Source organism: Dankookia sp. GCM10030260, assembly GCF_042666655.1.
GTDB lineage: Bacteria > Pseudomonadota > Alphaproteobacteria > Acetobacterales > Acetobacteraceae > Paracraurococcus.
This window is the reverse complement of the sequence record NZ_JBHTDE010000003.1, coordinates 646,036-669,164: the sequence shown is the minus strand read 5'-3', so window position 1 is coordinate 669,164 and position 23,129 is coordinate 646,036. Positions and strand designations below refer to the sequence as shown.

The window sequence follows — 23,129 nt, the reverse complement described above, 5'->3', positions numbered from 1 at the left end:
CATGGAATGATCGAGTGTCGAACGAAGGCCAATCATGCCGGAAACACAGATTGATTTGCGAACCGCCGTAATCCCGCCGAACAAGAAGATTTGGCGCCTGTTTCCCGGAAAAACTTACAGGTTTCTTCAAGAATTCAAAAACAACCAGGTAGTTTTTTTAGATTTTCCGGGGCTTGTATTACCTAACGACTTCTACTTCGAGGATAAGCTTCTTACAGACGCGATCGTGCTGGCTGGCTTAGCCCGGCGCGATTGGGTTGCAGCAATGGTTAAGGCGAACAGATTGGGGAAGGAACTGCCAGTCGAGCCGCCGCGCAATCCGGTTTCGTATTTCGAACAAACCCTACCAAAAAAAGCTCTCAGCGACAGAGCAGCCTTGATTGCCCTCTTTAGGTCGGCTCAAAAGAACGATCTTGTAGTTGTTCCCGATCGCATTCCCAGCCGGCAGATTTTGGTGGGTGAGTTCCTTGACGAGCCAGAGATACGCACTGTAGCGACAGCACCCGATTTTTATGGGTCAGAACCAATCCCAGCAAGACCGGTACGTTGGTTTCCTGTAGTAAATGAGGTCGATCTGTCTCGTGAATTGTCAGATGTACTAAGACGCCCCAATCCATTTACATTGCTTGGTCGGAATTTTTATCCTCAGATATTTGATGAGACTTATGGAACATACCGCTTTGGTGAAGCGCAGGCCGCTCGACTTCTGACGTCTGGCCCCGACTTCACAGGCGACGACAACCTCGACCTAAGCTTGTTGATCAAGGCGGTCACGGTTCTCTCCTATTCAGCAGAGCATGGCCGTCGTCGGTTTGAAACGCTCAGTGAGGTTCTTGATGTTCAACTAACAAGCGATTTCGCCATGTCGCTTGGCATCAATGTACACTCGCCAGGGGCATTTCATCTCAAATCTGCCAGCGCGCTTCCGCTCGTGTTTACAGCGCTTTTCGCTTTGATGGTTAGTGCCGAGGGGGCGGAACAGCCAAGGCCGCAAGACATTAAAGTGGTTAACACGAGTGAGAGAGCGTCCGACGACCCTTGCGCCGTCGAGATAGACGAGAGGGTTCGAACCGTCGTAAGCTTGATGGGATTCGATTTGTGGAAAAGCTTTTGCGAACGTGCGAAGCGACTGGCTCAAAATCCACAAATGCAAGGCACTGGCCGCGCTCGGCGATCGCCTCGGTGATAGGATCAGCAAGATGAACCTACTGGAGCGAGGGTGACAAGCATAGGCGACAGGTTTTTTGGGAAAATACGCAGTGCTTGGGCCTTTGCCCGCACGCATCAGGCCGCTTGTGTAACCGCCATTGTGACCCTGCTGAACGTTCCTGTAACCGTTGCCGTAACGGCCATAGTAAATGGCTATTTCGAAGGTACTCGCGACCAAGAAAAACGTGTCGAGAAATCCATTGATGCTTTTCGTAATGAAGCAGCAAAACTTGACGCTTTAATGATGCGCTACACAACCGCCGTTTTGGAAGAAGCTAAAGATAAAAATTCGGCCCGTCGTGAACTTATGGAAAACTTAATTAAACAACGCCAACTATTGGAAGATGCGGCGCGCATATTGCCCGGCGGCATCAACGAACAAACAAAGTCTTACGAAAAAGCACTTGAAGCTTTAAACCGTGAAATACCGCGCGCTGAAACTACGCTGGCAATGAAAGAATTCTGGAAGCTCGCCACCGAACTCGCGCTGGCGCGTTTGGAGTTGTCGCGTCGCTTTGAGAAGTTGGGCGTTTGAGCCCTCTCGCGTCACGGATCGCTCCGCACTTCCCACAGCCGGGACCGGCCATTTCGCCCGCTCTGGCGTATCACCCCGCGATCACGCTGGTGCCGAATAGCACGCCCAACGCTGCACACTACAGACTTGCGGACGGCGTTGCTCGTCGGGTCCAATGCCCGATCGGCGATCACCTGATCGACCATGGCCGGAATCGTCATCGGCTCGGGCGCAGAGCGCAGCATGTCCAGCACTGCCCGGCTCATGTCCGTGGTCACGCCTAGCATCGGCGACCGGACGCGCTTCACCTGTATGTCGTCCACCGCATAGGTCGGGTCCAACTGCCGGATCACGGCATCAACGGCGGCCAGGTCGGCATATAGCTGGTCGAGCCGAGCGCGCGTGGCCTCCAACTCGCCCGCCAACATTGCGCGGCGCTGCACCAAGCCGGGCAGGACGAACTCGTTCATGGGCGCCTCCGTTCAGGTTGGGCGGCCATCTTACTATCATTGAATATAACTTACATCAGTGGTTTTGGTGTGTCTGCTACATAAGGCCGGACCTCTCGACCGTGGAACTGGCACGGGAGCCGGCGGAGCAGACGGCCACCCTGCCGCTGGCCCGCACCCTGCTGGACCTGCGCTCGCGCAACTTCGCCGCGGTGCGGCTTTCCCCGCGCGACGCGGTGCGGCTGCCGCGCGGCTTCGGCGACCGCGACAGCGGGCCGGTGACGCTGATGGGCGAGTTCGTCCGGCCGGGCGTCTACGACATCCGCCGCGGCGAGCGGCTGTCGGAGGTGATCGCCCGGGCCGGCGGGCTGACGCCGCAGGCCTATCCCTATGGCGCCGTCTTCAGCCGGGAAAGCGTGCGGCAGCGCCAGCAGGAGGGTTTCGCCCGCACCGCGCGGGAGCTCGAACAGGGGCTGATGCAGGTCGCCGCCGGCCAGGCGGTGGCGGGCATGCGCGGCTCGACCGACCTGTCGGGCGCGATCCAGGCCGGCCAGGCGCTGGCCGGGTCGCTGCGCAACGCGCGGGCCGCCGGGCGGATGGTGGTGGAGGCCAATCCGGTGGTGCTCGCCGGCCGCCCGGACCTGGATGTGCTGATGGAGCCGGGCGACCTGGTGGCGATGCCGAAGCGGCCGAACGAGGTGACGGTGGTCGGCGCGGTGCTGAATCCCGGCAGCCTGCAATTCGCCACCGGCTGGAAGGCCGGGGACTACGTGCGGGCCTCGGGCGGGGAGCAGCGCTTTGCCGATGGCGGGCGCGGCTTCGTGGTGCTGCCGAACGGGCAATCCACGCCGGCCGGCTTGGGCGCCTGGCAATCTGGCGGGCCGCCGATCCCGCCGGGCAGCACGGTGGTGGTGCCGCAGGACCCCTCGCCCTACGAGACCTGGGGCTTCCTGCGCGACGTGACCCAGGTGCTGTCGCGGGTGGCGCTGTCCTCCGCGGCGCTGGCGGTCATCGTGCGGTCGAGTGGGAAGTGAGGCGAGACACCCAGGGGGCGTCGCCCCCTGGCCCCCGACCGGGGAGCGGGCCGCCCCCCGGGCCCCGACCCGGGTGGCTGTTGGCATGCCTCGCCCTTGCCGCCCCGGCCGCGGCGCAGGAGGTGCCGGCGACGGGGGCCGATTTCGGCGGGGCCGGGCTGGTCGAGATGCGCAATGCGCGGTTCCGGCCGGACGGCACGCTGGAGGCCGGGGCGGCGCTGCGGCACCAGCGGCAATTCTGGTTCCTCGGCTTCCAGGCGCTGCCCTTCCTCGAGACCACCTTCCGGCTGACCGATAGGCTGAATGGCACCACCGGCCACGGCACCACCAACGACCGCGCCTTCGACCTGAAATTCCGGCTCTGGGAGGAAGGGCCATGGCGGCCGGCGCTCGCATTCGGGCTGCAGGACGCGATCGGCACCGGGATCTATGGCGGGGAGTACCTGGTGGCGTCGAAGCGCTTCGGGCCGCTGGATGTCAGCCTCGGCATGGGCTGGGGGCGGCTGGGGACCGGGGCGGACCTGCCCAACCCGCTCGGGGCGCTCTCGGGGCGGTACAAGACGCGGCCGCGCGATGTGGGCCAGGGCGGCAGGCTCAACACCGGCAGCTGGTTCCACGGCGAGGAGGTGGCCGTCTTCGGCGGGGTGGAGTGGAGCCTGCCCACCTTGTTCGGCGAGGTCGAGGGGCTGCGCGCCAAGGTCGAATGGTCGGGCGACGCGCTGCGCGACGAGCGTGGCGGCTACCCGGCGAAGACCAACGGATTGCGCGGGGAGGCACGCTCGCGGCTCAACCTCGGCCTGCAATGGCAGCCGAATTCCTGGCTGGATGCCGGGGTGCATTTCGTGCACGGCACCGATGTGCTGGTCCGGCTGTCCCTGCGCATGGACCCGGCGCGGCCGCCGGAGGTGCCGCGGCCGCGGCCGCCCGCCATGGCGCCGCGGCCGGCGCTGGGGGCCGAGGCGGCCATCGCCCCGGCGCTGCGGGCCGCGGGCTTCCGACCGCTCGGCGTCGAGGTCGCGGGGGCGGAGGCGCGGATCGCCATTGAGGGCGGGCGCTTCCCCACCCTGGCCCAGGCCGCCGGCCGGGCGGCCCGCGCCGCGCAGCCGCATCTGCCGCCCGAGGTGGAGCGGATCGCCATCGCCTGGCACCGCGCCGGCGCGCCCATCGCCCGGCTGGTGCTGCTGCGGGAGGCGATGGAGGCCGCGGCCGCCGGCGCGGGCAGCGCCGAGGAGGTGCTGGCGAGCGCGACCCTGCTGCCGGCGACCGCGCCCGCCATGGACCTCGCGGCACCCGGCCTCGCCTGGGCGGTGGAGCCGCGGCTGGCCCTGCAGCTCGGCGAGCCCGGCACCGCGGTGCGCTGGCAGGCCGGGCTGGCGGCCGGCGCCCGCTACGGGCTGGGCGGGGGCTTCGCGCTGGCCGGCAGCGTCGCCCAGGCGCTGGCGGGGAACCTCGAGGACGGCAAGCCCTCCGACAGCCAGCTGCCGCATGTCCGCAGCGACCTGGCCCGCTATGCGCGGGAGGGCAGGACGGCGATCCCGACCCTGTACGGCGAGCGGATCTGGACCCTGGCGCCGGACTGGTTCGCCCGGGTGACGGGGGGGCTGCTGGAGCCGATGTACCAGGGCGTGCAGGGGGAGGTGCTGTGGCGGCCGATGGACCGGCCGGTGGCGCTCGGCCTCGACCTCGCCTGGGTGGCCCAGCGGGAGTACCGACAGCGTTTCGCGGCGTTGGGCTACACGGTGACGACCGGGCATGCCTCGCTCTATGCCGACCTGCCGGTCTGGGGGCTGTACACCGTGCTGCGGGCCGGGCGGTACCTGGCCGGCGACTGGGGCGGCACGATCGAGCTCGGCCGCCGCTTCGACAGCGGCATCGAGGTCGGCGCCTTCGCCACCTTCACCGACGTGCCCTACGGCAAGTTCGGCGAGGGCAGCTTCGACAAGGGCATCTATCTGCGCATCCCCCTGCAATTGCTGGGGCCGGAGACCACGGCGCGGGCCGGGGCGGTGATCCGCCCGGTGGTGCGCGACGGCGGCCAGCGGCTGATCGCCGACAACCCGCTGTGGGACGTGACGCGGGAGGGCCGGGCCGAGGCCCTGGCGCGCGGCTACATGGGGTTCCTGCGGTAGCTTGCCCCCCGCGCCGCCTTCCGCCACACCCCGCCCGCAATGAGCTCCGCCGCCCTCCTCCAGCACCTGGTCTTCGCCCTCGGCCTCGCCTTGCTCTCGGCCGCCGCGGTGCGGGCGATGATCGCCTGGCCGATCCTCGACCATCCCAACGGCCGCAGCGCGCATGTCCGGCCGACGCCGCGCGGCGGCGGGGTCGGCGCGGTGCTGGCCTTCATGGCCGGGATGCTGGTGCTGTACCAGGTCGCCGATTCCGCCCGCATCGCGGAACGCCAGTTCATCGGCGTGATCCTCGCCGCCATCGCCATCGCCGGCGTGGCGCTGGTGGATGACATGCGCAGCCTGTCGGCCCGCCTGCGCTTCGGCGCGCAGCTTGCCGCGGCGCTGGTCGCGCTGGCCAGCGGGCTGACCATCACCCGGCTCGCCTTCCCCTATGTCGGGCCGGTCGAGCTGGGCTTCGTCGGCCCGCTGCTGACGGTGTTCTGGATCCTCGGCTGCACCAACGCGGTCAACTTCATGGACGGGCTGGACGGGCTGGTCGGCGGCGTGCTGCTGATTGCCTGCGCCACGCTCTGCGCGATCTCGGCCCTGCAGGGCGGCGGCTTCGTCTATGCCGCGGCGCTGTTCCTGACCGCGGGCTTCGCCGGCTTCCTGCCCTTCAACCTGCACCCGGCGCGGATCTTCATGGGCGACGTCGGCAGCCAGTTCGCCGGCTTCATGCTGGCGGTCCTCGCCGTCGCGGCCAGCCGGTTCGACGTCAACCAGCTCAGCTTCCTGATCGTGCCGCTGCTGGTCTTCGGGCTGCTGTTCGACGCCGGCTTCACGCTGCTGCGGCGCGCCGCGATGGGCGACCGGGTCGGCGCGCCGCACCGGACGCACCTGTACCAGATGGCGCAGCGGGCCGGCATGGGGACCGGCGCGGTGGCGGCGACGCATTGGGGCTTCGCCGTCTTCCATGCCGGGCTGGCCCTGGTCTTCCTGAAGCTGGCGCCGAACTGGAAGCCGCTGATCGTGCTGCCGGCGCTGGCGGTGCAGCTGGCGTGGCTGGCGGTGGTCGCGCTGCAGGTCCGCCGCGCCGGGCTCAGCTGGCGGGGCTGAGGAATTCCACCGTCAGCATCGGCACCCCAGGGCCGATCCACTGGCTGGCCTGCAGCACCGCGCCGCCCTCGGCCGCCACCCAGAAGCGGTTGGTGAAGCGGCCGGCGCCCGCGGCGCGGCAGGTCTCCTCGACCAGCAGCACAGCCGCGTCCTCGGTCGGCTTCGCCCGCAGCCGGCACTCGACCTGGACGCCGAAGCGCATGCCCTCGGCGGCGCGGTCGGCGCGCATCAGGTCGACCATGCGGCGGGCGACCGCCGGGCGGTCCAGCAGCGCCGCCGGGGTCGTGAGCGGGTCGGGCCCGTCGAAGCGGGTGGCGGCCAACATCTCCCCCAGCCCGGCGGTCGCCACCACCCGGCCGCCATCGGTTTCCACAACCTGGTTGCTGGCGGTGCGCCAGAGCCGGCGCTCCCCCGTCTCCTGCACCAGGGCGGCATAGGCGGGGCGGCCACGGAGCGTCAGCCGCAGCGCGGGGCCGGCGGGCGCGATGTCCTGGCCGGGTGCGGCGGGGCCGGGCAGCACCCCCGACCACAGCGTGTCGCCGCAGCCGCCAAGGCATAGAGCAAGCAGGAGGGCGACTCGGCGCATACCGGCAGCATAGCGAAACGGTGGGGCGGAAATCTTGCGCCGAATCGTTGTTAGGAAAGCAAAAGAACGGCCGGGGAGGAAGTATCCTGCCTGGACCCTCCTCTATTTCCGTAGGTCTGGGATGCGACGCGCGGCAGGTGCCAAGCCCACAAGAAGGAAGGGTGGGGTTTGGGGAGGGAATACCTTTGCCTCCCAAACCGTCCGTCAATCAGGCCAGCCTCTCCACACCCCGCCACTGCAGCGCCAGCAACCCGGCGCCGAGCGCGATGCCGATCCAGTGCGGCGCCGGCAGGGCGCTGCCGAAGACCACCTCGGCCAGCGCCGGGAAGATCATCAGCAGACCGGCCAGGACCAGGCCGATGCGCTCCCACCCCGCCAGCGCGCGGCGGGCGAAGCCCTGGCAGGCGGCGGCCAGCGCCGCCAGGCCACCGGCGGCGAGGGCGATCTGCCAGGCCACGTCGCCCCAGCCCATCCCCGCCTTGGTCGCCAGCAGCAGGGCGATGCCATCGGGGTCGGTGACGAAGACGAAGGGCAGCACAAAGGCCGGCAGGGTGTATTTCCAGGCCTGCAAGGTGGTGCGGTAGGGCCCGGCGCCGGTGATCGCCGCCGCGGCGAAGGGCGACAGCGCGGTGGGCGGCGAAACCTCGGACAGCACCGCATAGTAGAAGACGAACATGTGCGCCGCGTAGTCCGGCACGCCGAGCTTGATCAGCGCGGGCGCGGCCACCACCGCGCAGATGATATAGCTGGCGGTGACCGGCACCGCCAGGCCGACGATCCAGACGATCAGCGCGGTGTAGAGCGCGGTGATCACCAGGTTGCCGCCGGCCGCCTGGATGGCGATCTCGGAGAATTTCAGGCCCAGCCCGGTCAGCGTGATGACACCGACGATGATGCCGGCGCAGGCGCAGGTCGCCGCGATGCCGACCGCCTGCACCGCGCCGCCGGCCAGCGCATCCACCAGCCGGCGCGGCCAGAGCGCGCTATCCCGCCGCAGGAAGGACAGCACCACCGCCACCGCCATGGCGTAGAGCACCGACATGGTGGGCGAATAGCCGAGCACCATGAAGACCACGATCGCCAGCAACGAGGAGAAGTGGAAGCCGTACTTCTTGGTCAGCGCCCAGGCGCCCTCGGTGACCAGGGTGGCGCGCTCGGTCCCGGCGGCGGCATGCGCGGCGCCGATGCGGCGCTGGTCGAGCTCCACCATGAACAGCAGGGAGGCGTAGTAGAGCACGGTCGGCACGGCGGCCATGCGCAGCACCTCAAGGTAGCCGATCTTGAGGTACTCGGCGATCAGGAAGGCGGCCGCCCCCAGCACCGGCGGCGAGATGATGGCGCCCAGCCCGCCGGCGGCGAGCAGCCCGCCGGCATCGTCCGGCCGGTAGCCGACCCGGCGCATCATCGGCCAGGCGACGGTGCCCAGCGTGACGGTGGTGGCGACGCCCGAGCCCGATGGCCCGCCGAGCAGGAAGGAGGACAGCACGACGGTGCGCCCGGCGGAGGTCGCCTTGCCCCCGGTGGCGGCGAAGGAGAAGTCGACGAAGAACTTCCCCGCGCCCGAAAGCTGCAGGATGGCGCCGTAGATGGTGAACAGGATGATCAGGCTGGCCGAGACATCGACCGCGGTGCCGAAGATGCCGTCGAGCGTGATGGTGAGGTGCGGGATCAGCCGCTCGGAATCGTAGCCCTGGTGTTTCCAGGGTGCCGGCAGGACATTGCCGAAGAAGCCGTACAGCAGGAACAACCCTGCCACGACCGGCATGACCCAGCCGGTGGCGCGGCGGGTGACTTCCAGGATCAGCAGGATCAGCATCCAGCCGACGACGAGATCCTGCGCCTCGGGGAAGACGTAGCGGTCGATCAGCGGCTCGGTGCCGATCCGGTCGCCGCCGACCAGCAGGTACCAGGTGACATAGAGCGCGGCCGAGATCAGCAGCACGTCCCAGGGCATCAGCCGGTGGCGGTAGCGGCGCATGACGGGGAACAGCAGGAAGCCGAGCACCATGGCGAAGCCGACATGGACGAAGCGCAGCACCGTGGTGGGGACGATGTCGTAGGCCGCCCACAGGTGGAACAGCGCCATGGCCAGCGCCGCCCCGGTGCCGACCACGCCGAGCCAGCCGCCGAAGCGGTTCTGCGCGCCCTCCTCCTCCTCGATCAGCCGTTCGACGCGGGCGGCGATATCCTCGTCCAGCGCGCCCTCGGGCACCTCGGGCGGCAGGCTGCTGTGACTCATGGAACTCTCACGCGATCACGGGGCACTGACCCCGGCAGACTCACGGTGTCCAGAGGCCCTTCGGCCTTTGGCAGGGGGTGCAGGGGGACGGCGTCCCCCTGCGGTCTCAGGCCAGCGTCGCCCCTTGGGCCTTCCAGAACGCCTCCGCCGCCGGATGCCAGGGCACGCCGGCGGCCGCGGTCTTCTGCTTGTCGAGCGTGAAGTTGCGGCCTTCCGCGTGCACCTGGGCCAGGTCGGCGCGGCTTTTCCAGGTGGTCTCGAGGATCTGCGTCACCAGCGCGTCCGGCATCGTGTCCTGCACGGCCAGGATGTTGGCGACCGACATCTGCCGGTTGTCCGTGGCCTGGCCGGGATAGGTGCCGGCGGGAATGATCTCGGGGAAATAGACCGGCCCGTGCTTCTCGACGATCTTCGGGACGAACTCGTCGTGGTCGACCAGCCGCAGGGTGATGCCGGGGGAGGCGCCGAGGTCGGTGACCGCGCTGGTCGGCACGCCGGAGACGAAGAAATAGGCGTCGAGCTTGCCGTCCTTGATGGCGTTGGTGCTTTCGGCCGGCGACAGGCGCTCACGGGCGCGGAAGTCCTTGTCGCGGTCGATCCCGGCCGCCTCGATCAGCCGGAAGGCCATGGTCTCGGTCGCCGAGCCGGGCGCGCCGGCGGAGATGCGCTTGCCCTTCAGGTCGGCCATGGTCTTGATCCCGCTGGCCACGGTGGTCACCACCTGCATGCGGTTGGTGTAGAGCACGGCGATGGCGCGGACCTTCACCGGGCGGCCACGGAAGCGGTCCTCGCCGCGCACCGCGTCGACGCTGGCATCGACCTGGCTGAAGATCAGGCCGACCCGGCCGGCGCCAAGCAGCTGGTTGTTGGCGACCGACCCGCCGGTGACCTCGACCGTCGCGCTCATGCCGGGGATGGTGCGGGAAAGGACATTCGCGAGCGCGCCGCCGAGGGGGTAGTAGACGCCGCCCGTGGTGCCGGTGGCGATGGCGAGCTGGGTGCCCTGGGCACGCGCCAAGCGGGGCGCGCCAAGGCTGGGCACGGCAAGGCCGGCGGCGGCGAGCAGGCCGCGGCGGGACAATCCGATCATGGTATGTTTCTCCCGGTTTTCTGTGCAATTGCCGCACACATAGACACGCGGAAGGTTTGGCGATAGCCCCGCGCCCGGCCGGGTGCCCGGACCGCCGCCGGGCTTGATGCCGTGCACGGGCTGTTGCGCTGCCTCAAGGTCGAGGCGCATCGACCGGCGCAGTCTGGCGGCCTCTGTTCGAAGGAGGATGTCATGTCCCAGCTGACCGCCCGCGACCTGATGACCCCGGATGTCGTGACCGTGCCGCCGGAGACCCCGGTGGTCGCGGTGGCCCGATTGCTGGCCGAACGCGGCATCTCCGCCGTGCCGGTGCTCGATTCGGCCGGCGCGGTGCTCGGCGTGGTGACCGAGGCCGACCTGATCCGCCGCCTGGCGGGGGAGGAGGACCGCCCCCAGGGCTGGCTGAAATCGCTCTTCGCCGATCCTGGCGAGCAGGCGGAACGCTATGCCCGCACCCATGGCAGCACCGCGGCCGAGATCATGACCGAGAGCATCGTCGCCGTGACCCCGGCGGATACCGCCACCCATATCGCGCACCTGATGGAGGAGAAGGGCATCCGCCGCGTGCTAGTGCTGGAGGACGGCAGGCTGCGCGGCCTCGTGTCGCGGGCCGACCTGCTGCGGGCGCTGGTCTCGCCGCCCGCGGCATCGGGCGACCTGTCCGACGACCGCATCCGCCAGGCGGTAATGGCGGCGATGCGGAAGGAGCCCTGGGCCGACACCTTCTACACCCTGGTCGAGGTGAAGGACGGGGTGGTCGAGTACCACGGCTTCATGCGGACCGAGCAGGTGAAGCGCGGGCTGAAGGTGCTGGCCGAGCAGGTGCCGGGGGTGAAGGGCGTGGTGGACGCCACCCAGCCGATGCCGAGCTACCTCTACGCCGGCATGTAGGCCGGGCTGGACGCTGGCCGGCTGCCTCCGCCATGGCGCAGGCGCTGGCCGAGTACCGGCTCCCGGGGCGAATGGCCGCCCTGCCCTGAGTGCAGGCGGTCTGGCTGGATGACAGCCGGGCGCGCGGCGCGGGAGCGGGGCGATATCGGCCTCGCCATCCTCTGCCGCGGCGCGACGCATGGGCAATGGCAGGCGGTGCCCGACATCGTCGAGGAAGGGGACACGCTGCCGCCGATCGATGCCATGCGGTTCGATGCCTTGCGCGACCGGCAGGCGCTGTTCGAGCGGGTGCCGGCATAGACCGCCGCGCGGCGCTGGCGCAGGCACCCACCGACCGACGCGCGGCAGCGGTTCGCGTTCGAAAGCGAAGGCGGCGCCGCTGTCGCTCTCTGTCTCCAGGGGCCGCTTCACGCGTCCGGGCAATGCCCCCCTTCCGCGATCTGCCTCCTACCCCCGCGCCGGCTCCCGCACCCCCGCCAGCACCGCGGCCCCCACGGCCAGGAACACCACCACCGTCGCCATCCCGGCCCGCTGGCTGCCGGTCGCCGTCGTGACCGCCGCCAGCACCGCCGGGCCGAGGAAGCCGGTCACCCGTCCGCTCAGCGCGAACAGGCCGAAATGCGCCGCGACCTCGCCCGGCGGGGCGAGCCGGGCCATCAACGTCCGGCTTGCCGCCTGGGAGGGGCCGATGAAGATGCCCAGCGCCAGGGCCAGCGCCCAGAACTGCGCCTTGTCCTGCGCCACCAGCAACCCGGAGCCCAGCAGCACCAGCGCCGCCAGTGCAACCATCACCATACGCTTCGAGCCTAAGCGGTCCTCCACCAAGCCGAAGCCGGCGGCGCCCAGCCCGGCGGTCAGATTCAACGCGATGCCGAACAGCAGGATCTCCTCGAAGCCCATGCCGAAGACCCCGGCGGCATAGATGGCGCCGAAGGCGAAGAGCGTGTTCAGACCGTCGGTGTAGAACAGCCGCGCCACCAGGAAGCGCGCCAGCTGCGGGTTGCGCGGCAGGCGCCGCAGCAGGCCGGCGACCTCGGCCAGGCCGCGTTGCATCGCCGTCCCCCAGGCCGGGCGCGTGCCGGGCGGGTCGGGCAGCGCCAGCAGCACCGGCCAGGCGAAGGCGGCGACCCAGGCGGCGGTCAGCAGCGCGGTCGCCCGGACATGCTCGGCAGCCCCGCGGTCGAGCCCGAACAGCGCCGGATCGGGCCGCACCAGCAGCAGCAAGGCGAGCCCGAGGCAGACCAGCCCGCCGGCATAGCCGAGCCCCCAGGCGAGGCCGGAGACGCGGCCGATCTCCCGCGGCCCCGCCACCTGCGGCAGCAGCGAATTGTAGAACACCGTGCCGAGCTCGAAGGCCATGGTCGCCAGGCCGACGCAGGCCAGGAGCCAGAGGGTCGAGCCCGGCGCCGGCGTGGCGAACCAGATGCCGGCCGTCGCCAGCACCATCACCGCGGTGCAGGTGCCGAGCATCCGCCGGCGCCTGCCGCCCGCATCCGCCACCGCCCCCAGCAGCGGCGACAGGATGGCGATGCCGAGCCCGGCCAGGGTCTGCATCCAGCCCCATTGCGCCTGGCCCGTCGCAGGGTCGGGCGCGATGCCGCGGGCGAAATAGGTGGCGATCACGAAGGTGGAGACGATGGCGGGGAAGGCGCTGTTCGCCCAGTCATAGAGGGCCCAGGCCCAGGCGCGGCGGGTCATGCCGCCGCCACCCGCGCCGCCAGCGCGTGCCACGGCGCCGGGTCCCAGCTGCGGCAGGCGAGGCCCGAGGTTGAGGGCAGCACGCATATCGGCGGCAGGTCCGCCGGGCCGGGCACCGGGCCGTATGGCGGCGCCTTCACGCCGAGGAAGCGCGCCGCCGGGTTCTTGCCGACGAAGCCGACCAAAGCGGGGCGGTGGCGCCGCAGCTTGGCGGCCAGCGCCGCGGCGTCGAAGGCCGCCGCCGGGATCACCGCATCGGCACCGGCGGCGGTGGTGCAGAGATTGGTCAGGCCGATATCCAGCGCGTCGAGGCGCGCATACTCCTCAGGCGCGAAGCGGCGCGGCGTCAGGCCCGCGGCGTGCAGGATGTCCCAGAACTTGTTGCCCGGCCCGGCATAGGGCGCGCCGCGCAGCGCCGAGACCCGCCCGGGCGCACTGCCACAGAGCAGCAGGCGGAGGCCGGGGCGCAGCAGGTCGGGCAGGATCTCGGCAGTGGTCATCCGGGGATCAGGGCGGCGGCCGGGGCCCGGGTCAAGGCAGGCAGAGTTGGGGAGGAAAAAGTATTCCCTCCCCAAGCCCCACCCTTCCTTTTTTCTGGGCTTGGCAGCCGCCACGCGGCAGGTGCCAAGCCACAAGAATAGAGGCGGGTCCAAACAAGGATACGTCCTCCCTGGCCTTCCCCCTCACGCCATCGCCTGCAGCGCCCGCGCCGCGACGCCGATCGCCGCAAGGTCGCCGGCCGCCGCGGCCTCCTGCGCCAGCTGCGCCACCGCCGCGGCGTCCAGCGCCTGGCCGCGCAGCCGGGCGACCGCCAGCCGCGCCTGCGCCGCGCCAAGATCCTCCAGCAGCGCCGCCCTGGCGCGCGGGCCGAAGGCGCCGGGGGCGGGCGCCGTGGCGGCGGCTTGGCGCAGCGCCTCGATGCGGAAGGCGCCGCCGACCTCGGCCCAGGCGGCCGCGGCCGCCACGGCGGAGGTGCCGGTCTCGGCGGCGATGCGCAGCACCGTGGGCCCGGCGGCCAAGCGAGGCGCGGCGGCGGCCAGCGTGGCAGGATCTTCGGGCACCCCGGCATCGCGCCAGGCGGCCGCGGCGGGGTCCTCGGTCGTCGCCGCGGCCAGCGCGGCAAGGCCGGGGCGCAGCGTCCCGAGCACCGCATCGATCTGCCCCTCGGTACCGAGCAGGCCTTGGGCCGCCTCCTCCTGCAGCCGGCGCAGCGCCAGCAGGACGTCCAGCCGCAGCTTGACCGGGGCCGGTGCGGCATCGGTCGCATCCGCCGCCGCGGGCAGGCCGAAGCCTTCGCCGGCCAGCCAGGCGGCGCGCGCCGCGGCGGCGGGGCCGGCCTCGGCCGCCAGCCGCGCGAGGCCGGCGCAGCCGAGCCGGTTGGCGACCTCGTTGGCGATGGCGGTCGCCACCAGGTCCCGCCGCAGCCGGTGGCGGGCGATCAGGTCGGGGAAGCGGGCCTGCAAAGCCTGCGGGAAATAGGCTGCAAGCACCGGCGCGAAGGCGGGGTCGTCCGGCAGGGTGGAGGCCTCGACCGCCTCCAGCAGCCAGAGCTTGGCCAAGGGCAACAACGCGCAGATCGCCGGGCGCGTCAGCGCGTCGCCGGCGGCGATGCGGGCGCGGAGCGTCGCCGCATCCGGCAGGCCGGCGACCGCGCGGTCCAGCACCCCGGCCGATTCCAGCCGCTGCATCAGCATGGCCTGGGCCGGCAGGGCCGCGGCGCCGGCGCGTTCCTCCAGCGTCACCGCCAAGTGCTGCTGGTGGTTGTCGCGGAGGACGAGCCGGCCGACCTCCTCGGTCATCTCGACCAGCAGCGCGTCGCGCTGGATGCGGGTGAGCCGGCCGGCGGCCTCGGCATCGGCCAGCAGGATCTTGATGTTCACCTCGTGGTCGCTGGTGGAGACGCCCGCGGCATTGTCCAGCGCGTCGGTGTTGATGCGGCCGCCGGTCAGCGCATAGTCCACCCGCCCGGCCTGGGTCACCGCGAGGTTGGCGCCTTCGCCGACCACCTTCGCCCGCAGCGCGTCGCCATCGACGCGGAGCGCATCGTTGGCACGGTCGCCGGCCTCCGCCTGCGACTCGGCGGAGGATTTCACATAGGTGCCGATGCCGCCGAAATAGAGCAGGTCCACCTTGGCCTTGAGGATCGCCTGCATCAGCAGCGCCGGCTCGATCCGCTCGGCCGCGATGCCGAGCAGCGCCTGCACCTCCGGCGACAGCGGGATGGTCTTCAGCGTGCGCGGGAAGACGCCGCCGCCGGCGCTGATCTTCGTGGTGTCGTAGTCGGCCCATGAGGACCGCGGCAGGGCGAACAGCCGGGCGCGTTCGGCATGGCTGATGGCCGGGTCGGGCGCGGGGTCGAGGAAGATGTGCCGGTGGTCGAAGGCGGCGACCAGCTTGGTGTGCCGGCTGATCAGCAGCCCGTTGCCGAAGACGTCGCCCGACATGTCGCCGACCCCGGCGCAGGTGAAGTCCTGCGCGAAGATGTCGTGGCCCATCTCGGCGAAGTGGCGGGCGATCATCACCCAGGCGCCGCGCGCGGTGATGCCCATGCCCTTGTGGTCGTAGCCGGCCGACCCGCCGCTGGCGAAGGCATCGTCCAGCCAGAAGCCGTACTCGGCGGCGAGCCCGTTGGCGATGTCGGAGAAGGTGGCCGTCCCCTTGTCGGCGGCGACGACCAGGTAGGGGTCGTCGGCATCGCGCCGCACCACCTGCGGCGGCGGCACCAGTTCGCCGTCCACCAGGTTGTCGGTGATGTCGAGCATGCCGCGCACCAGGGTGCGGTAGCATTCGATGCCCTCGGCCATGAAGGCCTCCCGCCCCTCCGGGATGCGCTTGAGGATGAAGCCGCCCTTCGCGCCGGTCGGCACGATGACGACATTCTTGACCCGCTGCGCCTTCATCAGGCCGAGGATCTCGGTGCGGTAGTCCTCCCGCCGGTCGGACCAGCGGATGCCGCCGCGCGCCACCGGGCCGGCGCGCAGATGGGTGCCCTCCATGCGCGGCGAATGGACGAAGATCTCCCGCCAGGGCCGCGGGCTCGGCATCTCGCCGGCCGCGGCGCTGTCGATCTTCAGCGACAGCCAGGGCTTGTCCTGGTGGTAGTTGGTTCGCAGCACGGCATCCAGCAGCGTGCGCAGGCGCGACAGGATGCGGTCCTCGTCGGGGTTCTGCACCGCGTCCAGCAGCGCCGCCCAATCCGCCACCAGCGCCGTGTCGTCGGCCGTGGCGCCGGGGTCGAAGCGGGCATGGAACAGGTCGAGCAGCAGCCGCGCCGCGCGCGGCTGGGCGGCCAGCGCCGCCTCCACCGCCGGCTGGGAGAAGCCGAAGCCGACCTGCTTCAGCCACCGGTACATCGCCCGCAGCAACCAGCATTCACGCCAGTCCAGCCCGGCCCGCAGCACCAGCCGGTTGAAGCCGTCCGCCTCCGCCTGCCCGTCCAGCAGCGCGCCGAGCGCGGCCAGCAGCATCGGGAAGCGCGCCGGCTCGACGGGGGCGGCCGGGGCCAGGGTGAAGACGTGCAGCACCACCGTGGCGCCATCGGCCGCCACCAGCCGGTGCGGCACCTCCTCGATCGCCCGAAGGTCGAGGCTTTCGAACAGCGGCAGCGCATCGGCGAGCGGCAGCGGCCCGCCGGGGCTCGCCAGCCGCAGCACCAGGCCGGCGGCGCCCGGCGGCCGGTCGAGCGCGGCGGCGGGCTTGCCATCCGCCAGGGCGCGTTCCGCCAGGGCCAGGTCGGCGACGCCCTGGGCGCCCGTCGCACTCTCCCGGTAGGCGGCGGGGAAGGCGTCGCGCCAGCGGGCGAGCGCAGTCGCCGCACCACCCTCGCCGCGCTCGGCCGCCAGCGCCTCGGCCAGCCGGTCGGGAAAGCTGCGGGCGGCCTGGGCGATCGCCGCCTCCAGCGCCGCACCATCCACCTGGGGCACCCCGCCCGGCTCGGTGCCGATGATGTAGTGGATCCGGGCCAGGGGTGAGTCGCCCATGGCGATGGTGAAGGCGCTCAGCCGCCCGGCGAAGGCCCGCGCCAGCATGGCCCCCACCCGCTCGCGCAGCCGCGTGTCGAAGGTGTCGCGCGGCAGCCAGACGATGGCGGATACGAAGCGCCCGAAAGGATCGGGCCGCAGGACGAGCGCCGGCCGCGGGCGGATCTGCAGGTCCAGCGCCCGCCGCGCGGCCTCGAGGATCGCCGCCTCCGGCGCCTGGAACAGCTCGTCGCGCGGCCAGGTGTCGAGGATGTTGCGCAGCGCGCGGCCGTCATGCCCTTCCGGGTCCAGCCCGGCCGCGGTCAGGATGCGGCCGACCTTCTCGGCCAGCATCGGGATGCTGCGTGGGTTGCGGTTGTAGGCGGCGGCGGCAAACAGGCCGAGGAACAGCCGCCCGCCGACGACCCGCCCATCCGGTCCCCAGATGCGGGTCGCCACCACGTCGGCATGCTGCGGCCGGTGCACCGTGCTGCGCATGTTGGCCTTGGCGACGCTGACCGGCACCGGCTCGGCCAGCGCCGCCCGCACCACCGTCGGCAGCTGGGCCGGGTCGCGCAGCACGTCGAAGACCGGCAGAGAGGCATCGCGCAGCAGGCCGAGATTCTCGCTGGCGACGACCGAGACCTCGCCCGCCGGCGTCAGCGCCAGCCGGCGGTGGCCGAGCAGGACGAAATTCTCCTCGGCCATCCAGCGCAGGAAGGCGATGCCGCCGGGCTCGCTGCCCGGGGGCGCCGCCGCCAGTTCCTCCCCGGCCTGGCGCAGCGCCGCCGCCATGGCGTCGAAATCTCCGACCGCCAGGCGGACATCGGCCAGCGCCTTGGCCAGCGCCGCCTCCAGCCCGGTCCAGTCGTCCGGCGCGGTGCCGGCCTGGCCCGGCAGCATCGCCGCCGGCTGGGCGCCGAGGGTGATGCGCATCAGGCTTTCGGGATCGCCGCCGGCCTCGTCCAGCGCCAGCAGCCGGCCTGCCGCATCGCGCCGCACCGGCACCACCGGGTGGAGCAGCCGCTTCACCACCCGCCCCTGCCGGGCGAGCGCGCCGAGCGCGCTGTCCACCAGGAAGGGCATGTCGTCGGTGACCAGTTCGGCCACCGCATGCGGCCCGCCGGCCTGGCCGGGGCCCGGGCCGGGCGGCAGCACCCGGACGCGGGCCGTGCCTGGCGGCCGCGTCTCGGCCAGGGCGAAGAGGCTGGCCGCGGCGCCGGCCACCGCCTCCGCCGGGATGCCGGCCAGCTCGGCGGTCGGCACCCCTTCATGCAGCCGGTGCAGCAGGCGCAGCGCCGCCGGCGGCAGGTCGGGCGCCAGCCGGGCCATCGCTTCCGCCGCGGTGCGGAGCAGTTCCCGGCGCACGGTGTCGCCCACCGGCGTCCGGTCCGGCGTGGTTGAGTCCGGCATGGCTGGCGTCTCCTCAGGCGTCGCCCTGCCTAGGTCGGGAGGGTGCGGCCCGGGGACAACCCGGCGGCACCACGACCGTTGCAGGCGTGCGCCCGCCAGGATCGCCCGCCGGTGGTGAAGATGTCGAACCCCTGCGGCGGGCTGGCGGCCGGGGTGCTGCCCATCACCGCGCACCCCGCCTCGACGCTGCGCAGCGTGGTCTCGACCGCACAGGGCTCCTGGATGCGGCCGTGGGAGACGTCGCGCGTCTGCCGCGCCACTTATCGCTGGCGGCCGGCGAAGATCGAGGGCACGCCCCAGCGCCCGTGCAGCGCCCGTGCAGCGCCCGCGCCCTATCCACCCCGCTGCCGCCGCCCTGCAGGGGGAAGTCGAGCAGCGCCTCGTCCGCAATGGCCCCGATCCGCAACGGCCGACATCTTCTCGCCTATGCCATCAAAACAACCTGCAGGTGAGGAGCCAATGCCGGGGTGGGCTGCGAGGTGATGCGGCAGCGCACCGCGCTGCGAATACCGCCCCACCAAGGGTCTCCAGTGCAACAACGCTGTGCGGGCGTACGTTTTCGTAGCGACCCTGTCTCGTCTCATACCCATATCCGATCAATCGCTTGCTGACGCACCCGGCGCGGGCGGCAGGGAGGCGCGGAGGCGGCGCGAGTATGCGCGGCTGTTCGGCTGAGCCGGCGGCCTGCCGCCAGCCACGGGACTCGGTACGGAAGCGGACGGCAGGCCGGCGGACAGGCGGGTACAGCGCAACCATTCCAGGAAGGATGGAATCGCATGAACCGCCGCGTCGCCTACCAGGACAGCCTAGAGGACCGGATCGCCGCCGGGATGGAGGTGATGCGCGTCGCGCTCGACCAGCGCGCACCCAGCCTCGCCTTGGCCGCGGCGCGGGAGGCGGCGCGCTCCGCCTTGCTGGTGCCGGGCCAGCAGCCGATGAGCCCGGCGCGGCTCCGCCCCGGAACGCGGGAGATGTCCCTGCTACGGGATGTGGCGACCGCCACGCCGCAACGCATCGACGGGCGTGCCGCCGAGCGGCAGGCCCTGGTGAGCGCGGCGCTCGAGGTGCTCGAACAGCTCTTCCCGAAGCCGCCGGCGCGGAAATGGACGCGGTTCGAAACCCAGGGACCGCCCCCTTAAGGCAGCACCGGCGCCGTGGCCTGTGTGAACCGACGGCATTCGACCGATTTCCGATATTGATTGCCAAAGTCCGCCATCGTCCGACCCCCTGATCTGGCTCGGCCATCCAAGGGCGGAGGAAAACATCATGCGGTCATGCAAACTGCTCATGCTGGGCATGCTGGGTCTCGGCTTCGCCGGCGTCGCGCAGGCGGCCGACGTGCTCGAGACGATGCGGGCCGACCCCAATCTCACCACCTTCATCGGCCTCGTCGACAAGTCAGGCGTCGCCAGCCAGTTCGCCGGGCCGCAGACGATCACGGTGCTGGCGCCGACCAACGGGGCCTTCGACATGGTCGGGCCGTCGCAGATGCGCGGCCTCGATGGCAACCAGGAGCGTCTCCGTGCCTTCGTCCTCGGCCATGTCCTGCCGGGTGAGCGGACCGCCATCTTCGGCACCGAGCACACCACGGCGACCGCCAAGACCCTCGCCGGCTCGACCATCGAGGTCGAGGCGACCGGCATGGGCGCCGGCACGATCGACAACCATGGCAGGGTCGTACAAATGAATATCCGCGCCGACAACGGGATCATCCACAAGGTCGACCACCCGATCGGCATGCGCTGAGCGCAGGCCGCCCGACCCATGGCGGGCGGCTTGGCGCGGTGAGAACCGTCCGGCGGATGCCGGGCGGCGTTCCGCTGCGTGGCGCCGGGGCATCGGTCTGCGATGTCCGACGGGATCGGCCCGCCCGAAGCGCATGGGCGCATGACCTGCGGCCACCGGATCGGCTAGGTTTCCTTCCATGAGCATGACCTTCGCCGAACTGCTGGCCCCGCTGACTCCCGAGCGGTTCTTCGCCGAGTACCACGACCGCAAGCCGCTGCATGTCAGGGGGGGGCTGGCGAAATTCGCCCATGTGCTGTCCTGGCGGCAGATCAACCGGCTGCTGGACATGACGCATATCTGGTCCGGCCAGTCGCTGCAGCTGGTGATGGACGGCACGCCGGTGCCGCCCGAGCAGTACTGCACCCGCGCCACCAGCCGCGACAATGCCGCGGTGCTGCAGCCGGTCGCTGCCCGCGTGCGGGACTGGGTGGCGCGCGGCGCGAGCGTGGTACTGAACGACGTCGACAGCCTGACCCCCGGCCTGGTCGCGGTCAGCGAGGCGCTGGAGGGCGCCGGGCTCGGCAAGGCGCAGGGCAACGTCTACATATCCTGGCAGAGCCACAAGGCCTTCCCGGCGCATTACGACACCCACGACGTCTGGGCGGTGCAGGTCGAGGGCGAGAAGACCTGGAACGTCTGGGAAGGCCGCGCCGACTGGCCGATCGCCAACCCGGTCTTCCGCACCCCCGGCCAGGCGCAGCACGAACAGGCCAAGGGCCGGCTGCGGGAGAAGGTGCGGCTGTTGCCCGGCGACCTGCTGTACCTGCCGCGCGGCTGGTACCACGACGCGCTGGCGGAGGCCCCGGCCTCGGTCCATGTCGCCTTCGGCCTGCATGCGCCGCTGGGGATGGACCTGCTGAACATCCTGCACGAACGGGCGCTGTACGACGCCGAATTCCGCAAGCCGCTGCCGCGGCAGGACGGCTCGGCGGCGGCCAAATTCGCCCTTACCACCCGGGCCGGCCAGCTCGGCCAGCGGCTGGCCGAGCTCTGCCGCGACCCCAAGGTGATGGAGGTGCTGGAACGCTTCGTCGCCGACTACCATTTCACGCGGGGTGGCCACGACCTCCTGGCGGCGCGCGGGCTGGGTGCCGCATCGCCGGCCGGGGATGCCGAGGCGCCGGCCTGGAAGGTGCTCTCGCCCGGCGCGAAGCCGGTGCGGCGCGGCACCGACTGGGTGCTGAAGACCGCTGGCGGGACGCTGCCCCTGGCGCCGCCGGAGGCCGAGGCGGCCAGCTGGATCCTGGCCCGCCCGGATGTGGCGGAGCCCGAATTGCGCGCCGCCCACCCGGCGGTGGACGCGCCGGCGCTCCTGGCCCGGCTGCGGGAGGCCGGCCTGCTGGCCGCGGCGTGATGGTCCCGGCACTCCTCCTGCTGGCGGCGTTCCTGCCGAACGCCGCCCTGGCGCAGCCACGCCCCTTCACCTGCATCGGCGCCGAGCAGCTGGAGGACGACGCCTTCGCCATCCCCTTCGCCCGCGACGCCGCGACGCCGGGCGAGGCCGCCCGCACCAACCTGGCCGCCGCGGCGGACCGGGCCAGGCGCGAGCCGGGGCGCAACCTGTGCGTCCTCGGCCATGCCGGACCGCAGGAGGGCGGCGCCCAGGCCGGCCTGCAGCTCGCGGCGAAGCGGGCCGGGGCGGTGGCGGCGGCGCTGGCCAAGCTCGGCATCGAGCGCGACCGGATCCGCGCCGAGGCGCGCCGCTCGGCCTTCGCCCGCGGCGCGGTGCCGGCGGAGCGCAGCGTGACGGTGGTGCTGCTGCCGGCCGGGGCGGGCGCCGAGCCACCCTTCCCGGCGACGCTGCCGCTGCCGCCCCGCGCCCCGGTCGAGACGCCCGCGGCGAAGCCCTGACGGCGGGACGGCTTGCCGCCGGCGCCCGGCCCGGCCATGACGCCAGGGCAATGCCGCCGCCCGCCGGGGCCCGCCACAGGACGCCCGCCATGACCATCGCCCGCCGCTCGCTGCTCGCCACCCCCGCTTTGCTCCTCGCTGGTCGGGCCTCGGCTCAGGCGGCCTGGCCGGACCGGCCGCTGCGCTTCATCGTGCCCTTCCCGCCCGGCTCCACCCCGGACACCACCGGCCGGGCGGTGGCGGCGCATCTCAGCCGCGCCTTCGGCCAGCCCTGCGTGGTGGAGAACCGGGCTGGCGCCGGCGGCAATATCGGCACCGGGCTGGTGGCCGCCGCGACCGACGGCCATGTCGTCGGCCTGACCATCAACGGGCCGCTCAGCACGGCGAAGGCGCTGTACCCCGATCTGCCCTACGACCCGGCGCGGGACATCGCCGTCGCCTCCCTGCTGGTGCGGGCGGCGCAGATCCTGGTGGTGCATCCGGACGTCCCGGCGCGCGACCTGGCCGGCTTCGTCGCGCATGCCCGGGCCAATCCGGGGAAGCTGTCCTTCGGCTCGGTCGGCGCCGGTTCGGGCGGGCACTTGGCGATGGCGGACCTGATGGCGCGGGCCGGGCTCGACATGGTGCACGTCCCCTATCGCGGCTTCCCGCAGGCCACGCTGGACCTGGTGGCGGGGCGGATCGAAGCGATGATCGTCGCCTCCGCCGCCATCCTGCCGCAGGTGCGCGAAGCCCGGGTGCGGGCGCTGGCGGTCACCGCGGAACGCCGCATCCCGCAGGCGCCCGAGGTCCCTACCCTGGCCGAGGCCGGCTTCCCCGATGCCGCCAGCTATGCCTGGAACGCGCTGATCGCCCCGGCCTCGATGCCGGCCGATCGCATCGCCCGACTGGCCGAGGAAGCGGCCAGGGCGCTGGCCGAGCCGCAGGTCCGAGCGGTGCTGGACGCCGGCGGCTTCGAGGTGGTGGCGAGCGGCCCGGCCGAGGCGACCCGCTTCGTCGCGGCCGAGACCGCGCGCTGGAGCGGGCTGATCGCCCGGCTGGGGATCAAGGCGGAGGCCTGACGCCGGCAATACGAAACCGATCCGGTCACATTGCACGGAATGCCGTTGCCTTACGCCACTGGTAACCCCGCTGCGGCCACGCCCCGATCCATGATGCCGCCGCCGCGCTCCCGCGCGATGGAG

At 71.5% G+C, this 23,129-nt stretch carries 20 protein-coding genes; 12 read left to right on the top strand and 8 right to left on the bottom strand.

Annotated elements, in window-relative coordinates; translation table 11 throughout:
- The first annotated feature begins 34 nt into the window (after window positions 1-34).
- Together ACFQS7_RS14680 and ACFQS7_RS14675 are read left to right on the top strand one after the other, a co-directional pair.
- The gene (locus ACFQS7_RS14680) at window positions 35-1,186 is read left to right on the top strand and encodes a hypothetical protein (protein ID WP_380067832.1); all 1,152 of its coding nucleotides are present in this window, start codon (window positions 35-37) and stop codon (window positions 1,184-1,186) included.
- 123 nt (window positions 1,187-1,309) lie between these two features.
- Entirely contained in the window at window positions 1,310-1,744 is a 435-nt protein-coding gene (locus ACFQS7_RS14675; RefSeq protein ID WP_380067831.1) for a hypothetical protein, read from the top strand.
- Window positions 1,745-1,755: 11 nt separating this feature from the next.
- Here ACFQS7_RS14675 and ACFQS7_RS14670 read toward each other — a convergent pair whose 3' ends face one another.
- Complete coding sequence (locus ACFQS7_RS14670) at window positions 1,756-2,193, bottom strand: hypothetical protein (protein ID WP_380067830.1); 438 nt, start codon at window positions 2,191-2,193, stop codon at window positions 1,756-1,758.
- A 101-nt stretch (window positions 2,194-2,294) separates the two neighbouring features.
- Between ACFQS7_RS14670 and ACFQS7_RS14665 the strand changes: the two genes are divergently transcribed.
- The 3 genes from ACFQS7_RS14665 (at window position 2,295) to ACFQS7_RS14655 (ending at window position 6,430) form a co-directional block, all read left to right on the top strand.
- Window positions 2,295-3,206, top strand: a complete 912-nt coding sequence (locus ACFQS7_RS14665; RefSeq protein ID WP_380067829.1) for an SLBB domain-containing protein — start codon at window positions 2,295-2,297, stop codon at window positions 3,204-3,206.
- A gap of 80 nt (window positions 3,207-3,286) precedes the next feature.
- Window positions 3,287-5,335, top strand: a complete 2,049-nt coding sequence (locus tag ACFQS7_RS14660; RefSeq protein ID WP_380067828.1) for a YjbH domain-containing protein — start codon at window positions 3,287-3,289, stop codon at window positions 5,333-5,335.
- Window positions 5,336-5,374: 39 nt separating this feature from the next.
- A complete protein-coding gene (locus tag ACFQS7_RS14655; protein ID WP_380067827.1) occupies window positions 5,375-6,430 on the top strand; it encodes a glycosyltransferase family 4 protein in 1,056 nt (351 codons plus the stop codon).
- On the opposite strand, the gene ACFQS7_RS14650 is transcribed toward ACFQS7_RS14655, so the two are convergent.
- From ACFQS7_RS14650 to ACFQS7_RS14640, 3 genes are all read right to left on the bottom strand, one after another.
- On the bottom strand, window positions 6,414-7,016 hold the full coding sequence (locus ACFQS7_RS14650; protein ID WP_380067826.1) for a YjbF family lipoprotein: 603 nt from the start codon (window positions 7,014-7,016) through the stop codon (window positions 6,414-6,416). The genes ACFQS7_RS14655 and ACFQS7_RS14650 overlap by 17 nt on opposite strands.
- Window positions 7,017-7,224: 208 nt before the next feature.
- Entirely contained in the window at window positions 7,225-9,255 is a 2,031-nt protein-coding gene (locus ACFQS7_RS14645) for a TRAP transporter permease (protein ID WP_380067825.1), read from the bottom strand.
- Between the two features lie 106 nt (window positions 9,256-9,361).
- Window positions 9,362-10,345, bottom strand: coding sequence for a TAXI family TRAP transporter solute-binding subunit (locus ACFQS7_RS14640; RefSeq protein WP_380067824.1), 984 nt, complete (start codon window positions 10,343-10,345; stop codon window positions 9,362-9,364).
- 192 nt (window positions 10,346-10,537) lie between these two features.
- Between ACFQS7_RS14640 and ACFQS7_RS14635 the strand changes: the two genes are divergently transcribed.
- Both ACFQS7_RS14635 and ACFQS7_RS14630 read left to right on the top strand, forming a co-directional pair.
- Complete coding sequence (locus ACFQS7_RS14635) at window positions 10,538-11,236, top strand: CBS domain-containing protein (protein ID WP_380067823.1); 699 nt, start codon at window positions 10,538-10,540, stop codon at window positions 11,234-11,236.
- Between the two features lie 108 nt (window positions 11,237-11,344).
- Entirely contained in the window at window positions 11,345-11,536 is a 192-nt protein-coding gene (locus ACFQS7_RS14630) for a hypothetical protein (protein WP_380067822.1), read from the top strand.
- A gap of 147 nt (window positions 11,537-11,683) precedes the next feature.
- Here ACFQS7_RS14630 and ACFQS7_RS14625 read toward each other — a convergent pair whose 3' ends face one another.
- The 4 genes from ACFQS7_RS14625 to ACFQS7_RS14610 form a co-directional block, all read right to left on the bottom strand.
- On the bottom strand, window positions 11,684-12,934 hold the full coding sequence (locus ACFQS7_RS14625; RefSeq protein WP_380067821.1) for an MFS transporter: 1,251 nt from the start codon (window positions 12,932-12,934) through the stop codon (window positions 11,684-11,686).
- A complete protein-coding gene (locus tag ACFQS7_RS14620) occupies window positions 12,931-13,434 on the bottom strand; it encodes a mismatch-specific DNA-glycosylase (protein ID WP_380067820.1) in 504 nt (167 codons plus the stop codon). The genes ACFQS7_RS14625 and ACFQS7_RS14620 overlap by 4 nt, the downstream gene beginning before the upstream one ends.
- Before the next feature lie 183 nt (window positions 13,435-13,617).
- On the bottom strand, window positions 13,618-18,306 hold the full coding sequence (locus tag ACFQS7_RS14615; protein ID WP_380067819.1) for an NAD-glutamate dehydrogenase: 4,689 nt from the start codon (window positions 18,304-18,306) through the stop codon (window positions 13,618-13,620).
- Window positions 18,307-18,335: 29 nt separating this feature from the next.
- On the bottom strand, window positions 18,336-18,566 hold the full coding sequence (locus ACFQS7_RS14610; protein WP_380067818.1) for a hypothetical protein: 231 nt from the start codon (window positions 18,564-18,566) through the stop codon (window positions 18,336-18,338).
- Window positions 18,567-19,082: 516 nt separating this feature from the next.
- Between ACFQS7_RS14610 and ACFQS7_RS14605 the strand changes: the two genes are divergently transcribed.
- From ACFQS7_RS14605 to ACFQS7_RS14585, 5 genes are all read left to right on the top strand, one after another.
- Entirely contained in the window at window positions 19,083-19,445 is a 363-nt protein-coding gene (locus ACFQS7_RS14605) for a hypothetical protein (RefSeq protein WP_380067817.1), read from the top strand.
- A 127-nt stretch (window positions 19,446-19,572) separates the two neighbouring features.
- Complete coding sequence (locus ACFQS7_RS14600) at window positions 19,573-20,052, top strand: fasciclin domain-containing protein (protein WP_380067816.1); 480 nt, start codon at window positions 19,573-19,575, stop codon at window positions 20,050-20,052.
- Window positions 20,053-20,230: 178 nt separating this feature from the next.
- Window positions 20,231-21,448, top strand: a complete 1,218-nt coding sequence (locus tag ACFQS7_RS14595; protein ID WP_380067815.1) for a cupin domain-containing protein — start codon at window positions 20,231-20,233, stop codon at window positions 21,446-21,448.
- Window positions 21,448-21,945 carry an OmpA family protein gene (locus tag ACFQS7_RS14590; protein ID WP_380067814.1) on the top strand — a complete coding sequence of 166 codons (498 nt, stop codon included), beginning with the start codon at window positions 21,448-21,450 and terminating at the stop codon, window positions 21,943-21,945. The genes ACFQS7_RS14595 and ACFQS7_RS14590 overlap by 1 nt, the downstream gene beginning before the upstream one ends.
- Before the next feature lie 89 nt (window positions 21,946-22,034).
- Window positions 22,035-23,006, top strand: coding sequence for a Bug family tripartite tricarboxylate transporter substrate binding protein (locus ACFQS7_RS14585; RefSeq protein WP_380067813.1), 972 nt, complete (start codon window positions 22,035-22,037; stop codon window positions 23,004-23,006).
- Window positions 23,007-23,129: the final 123 nt, after the last annotated feature.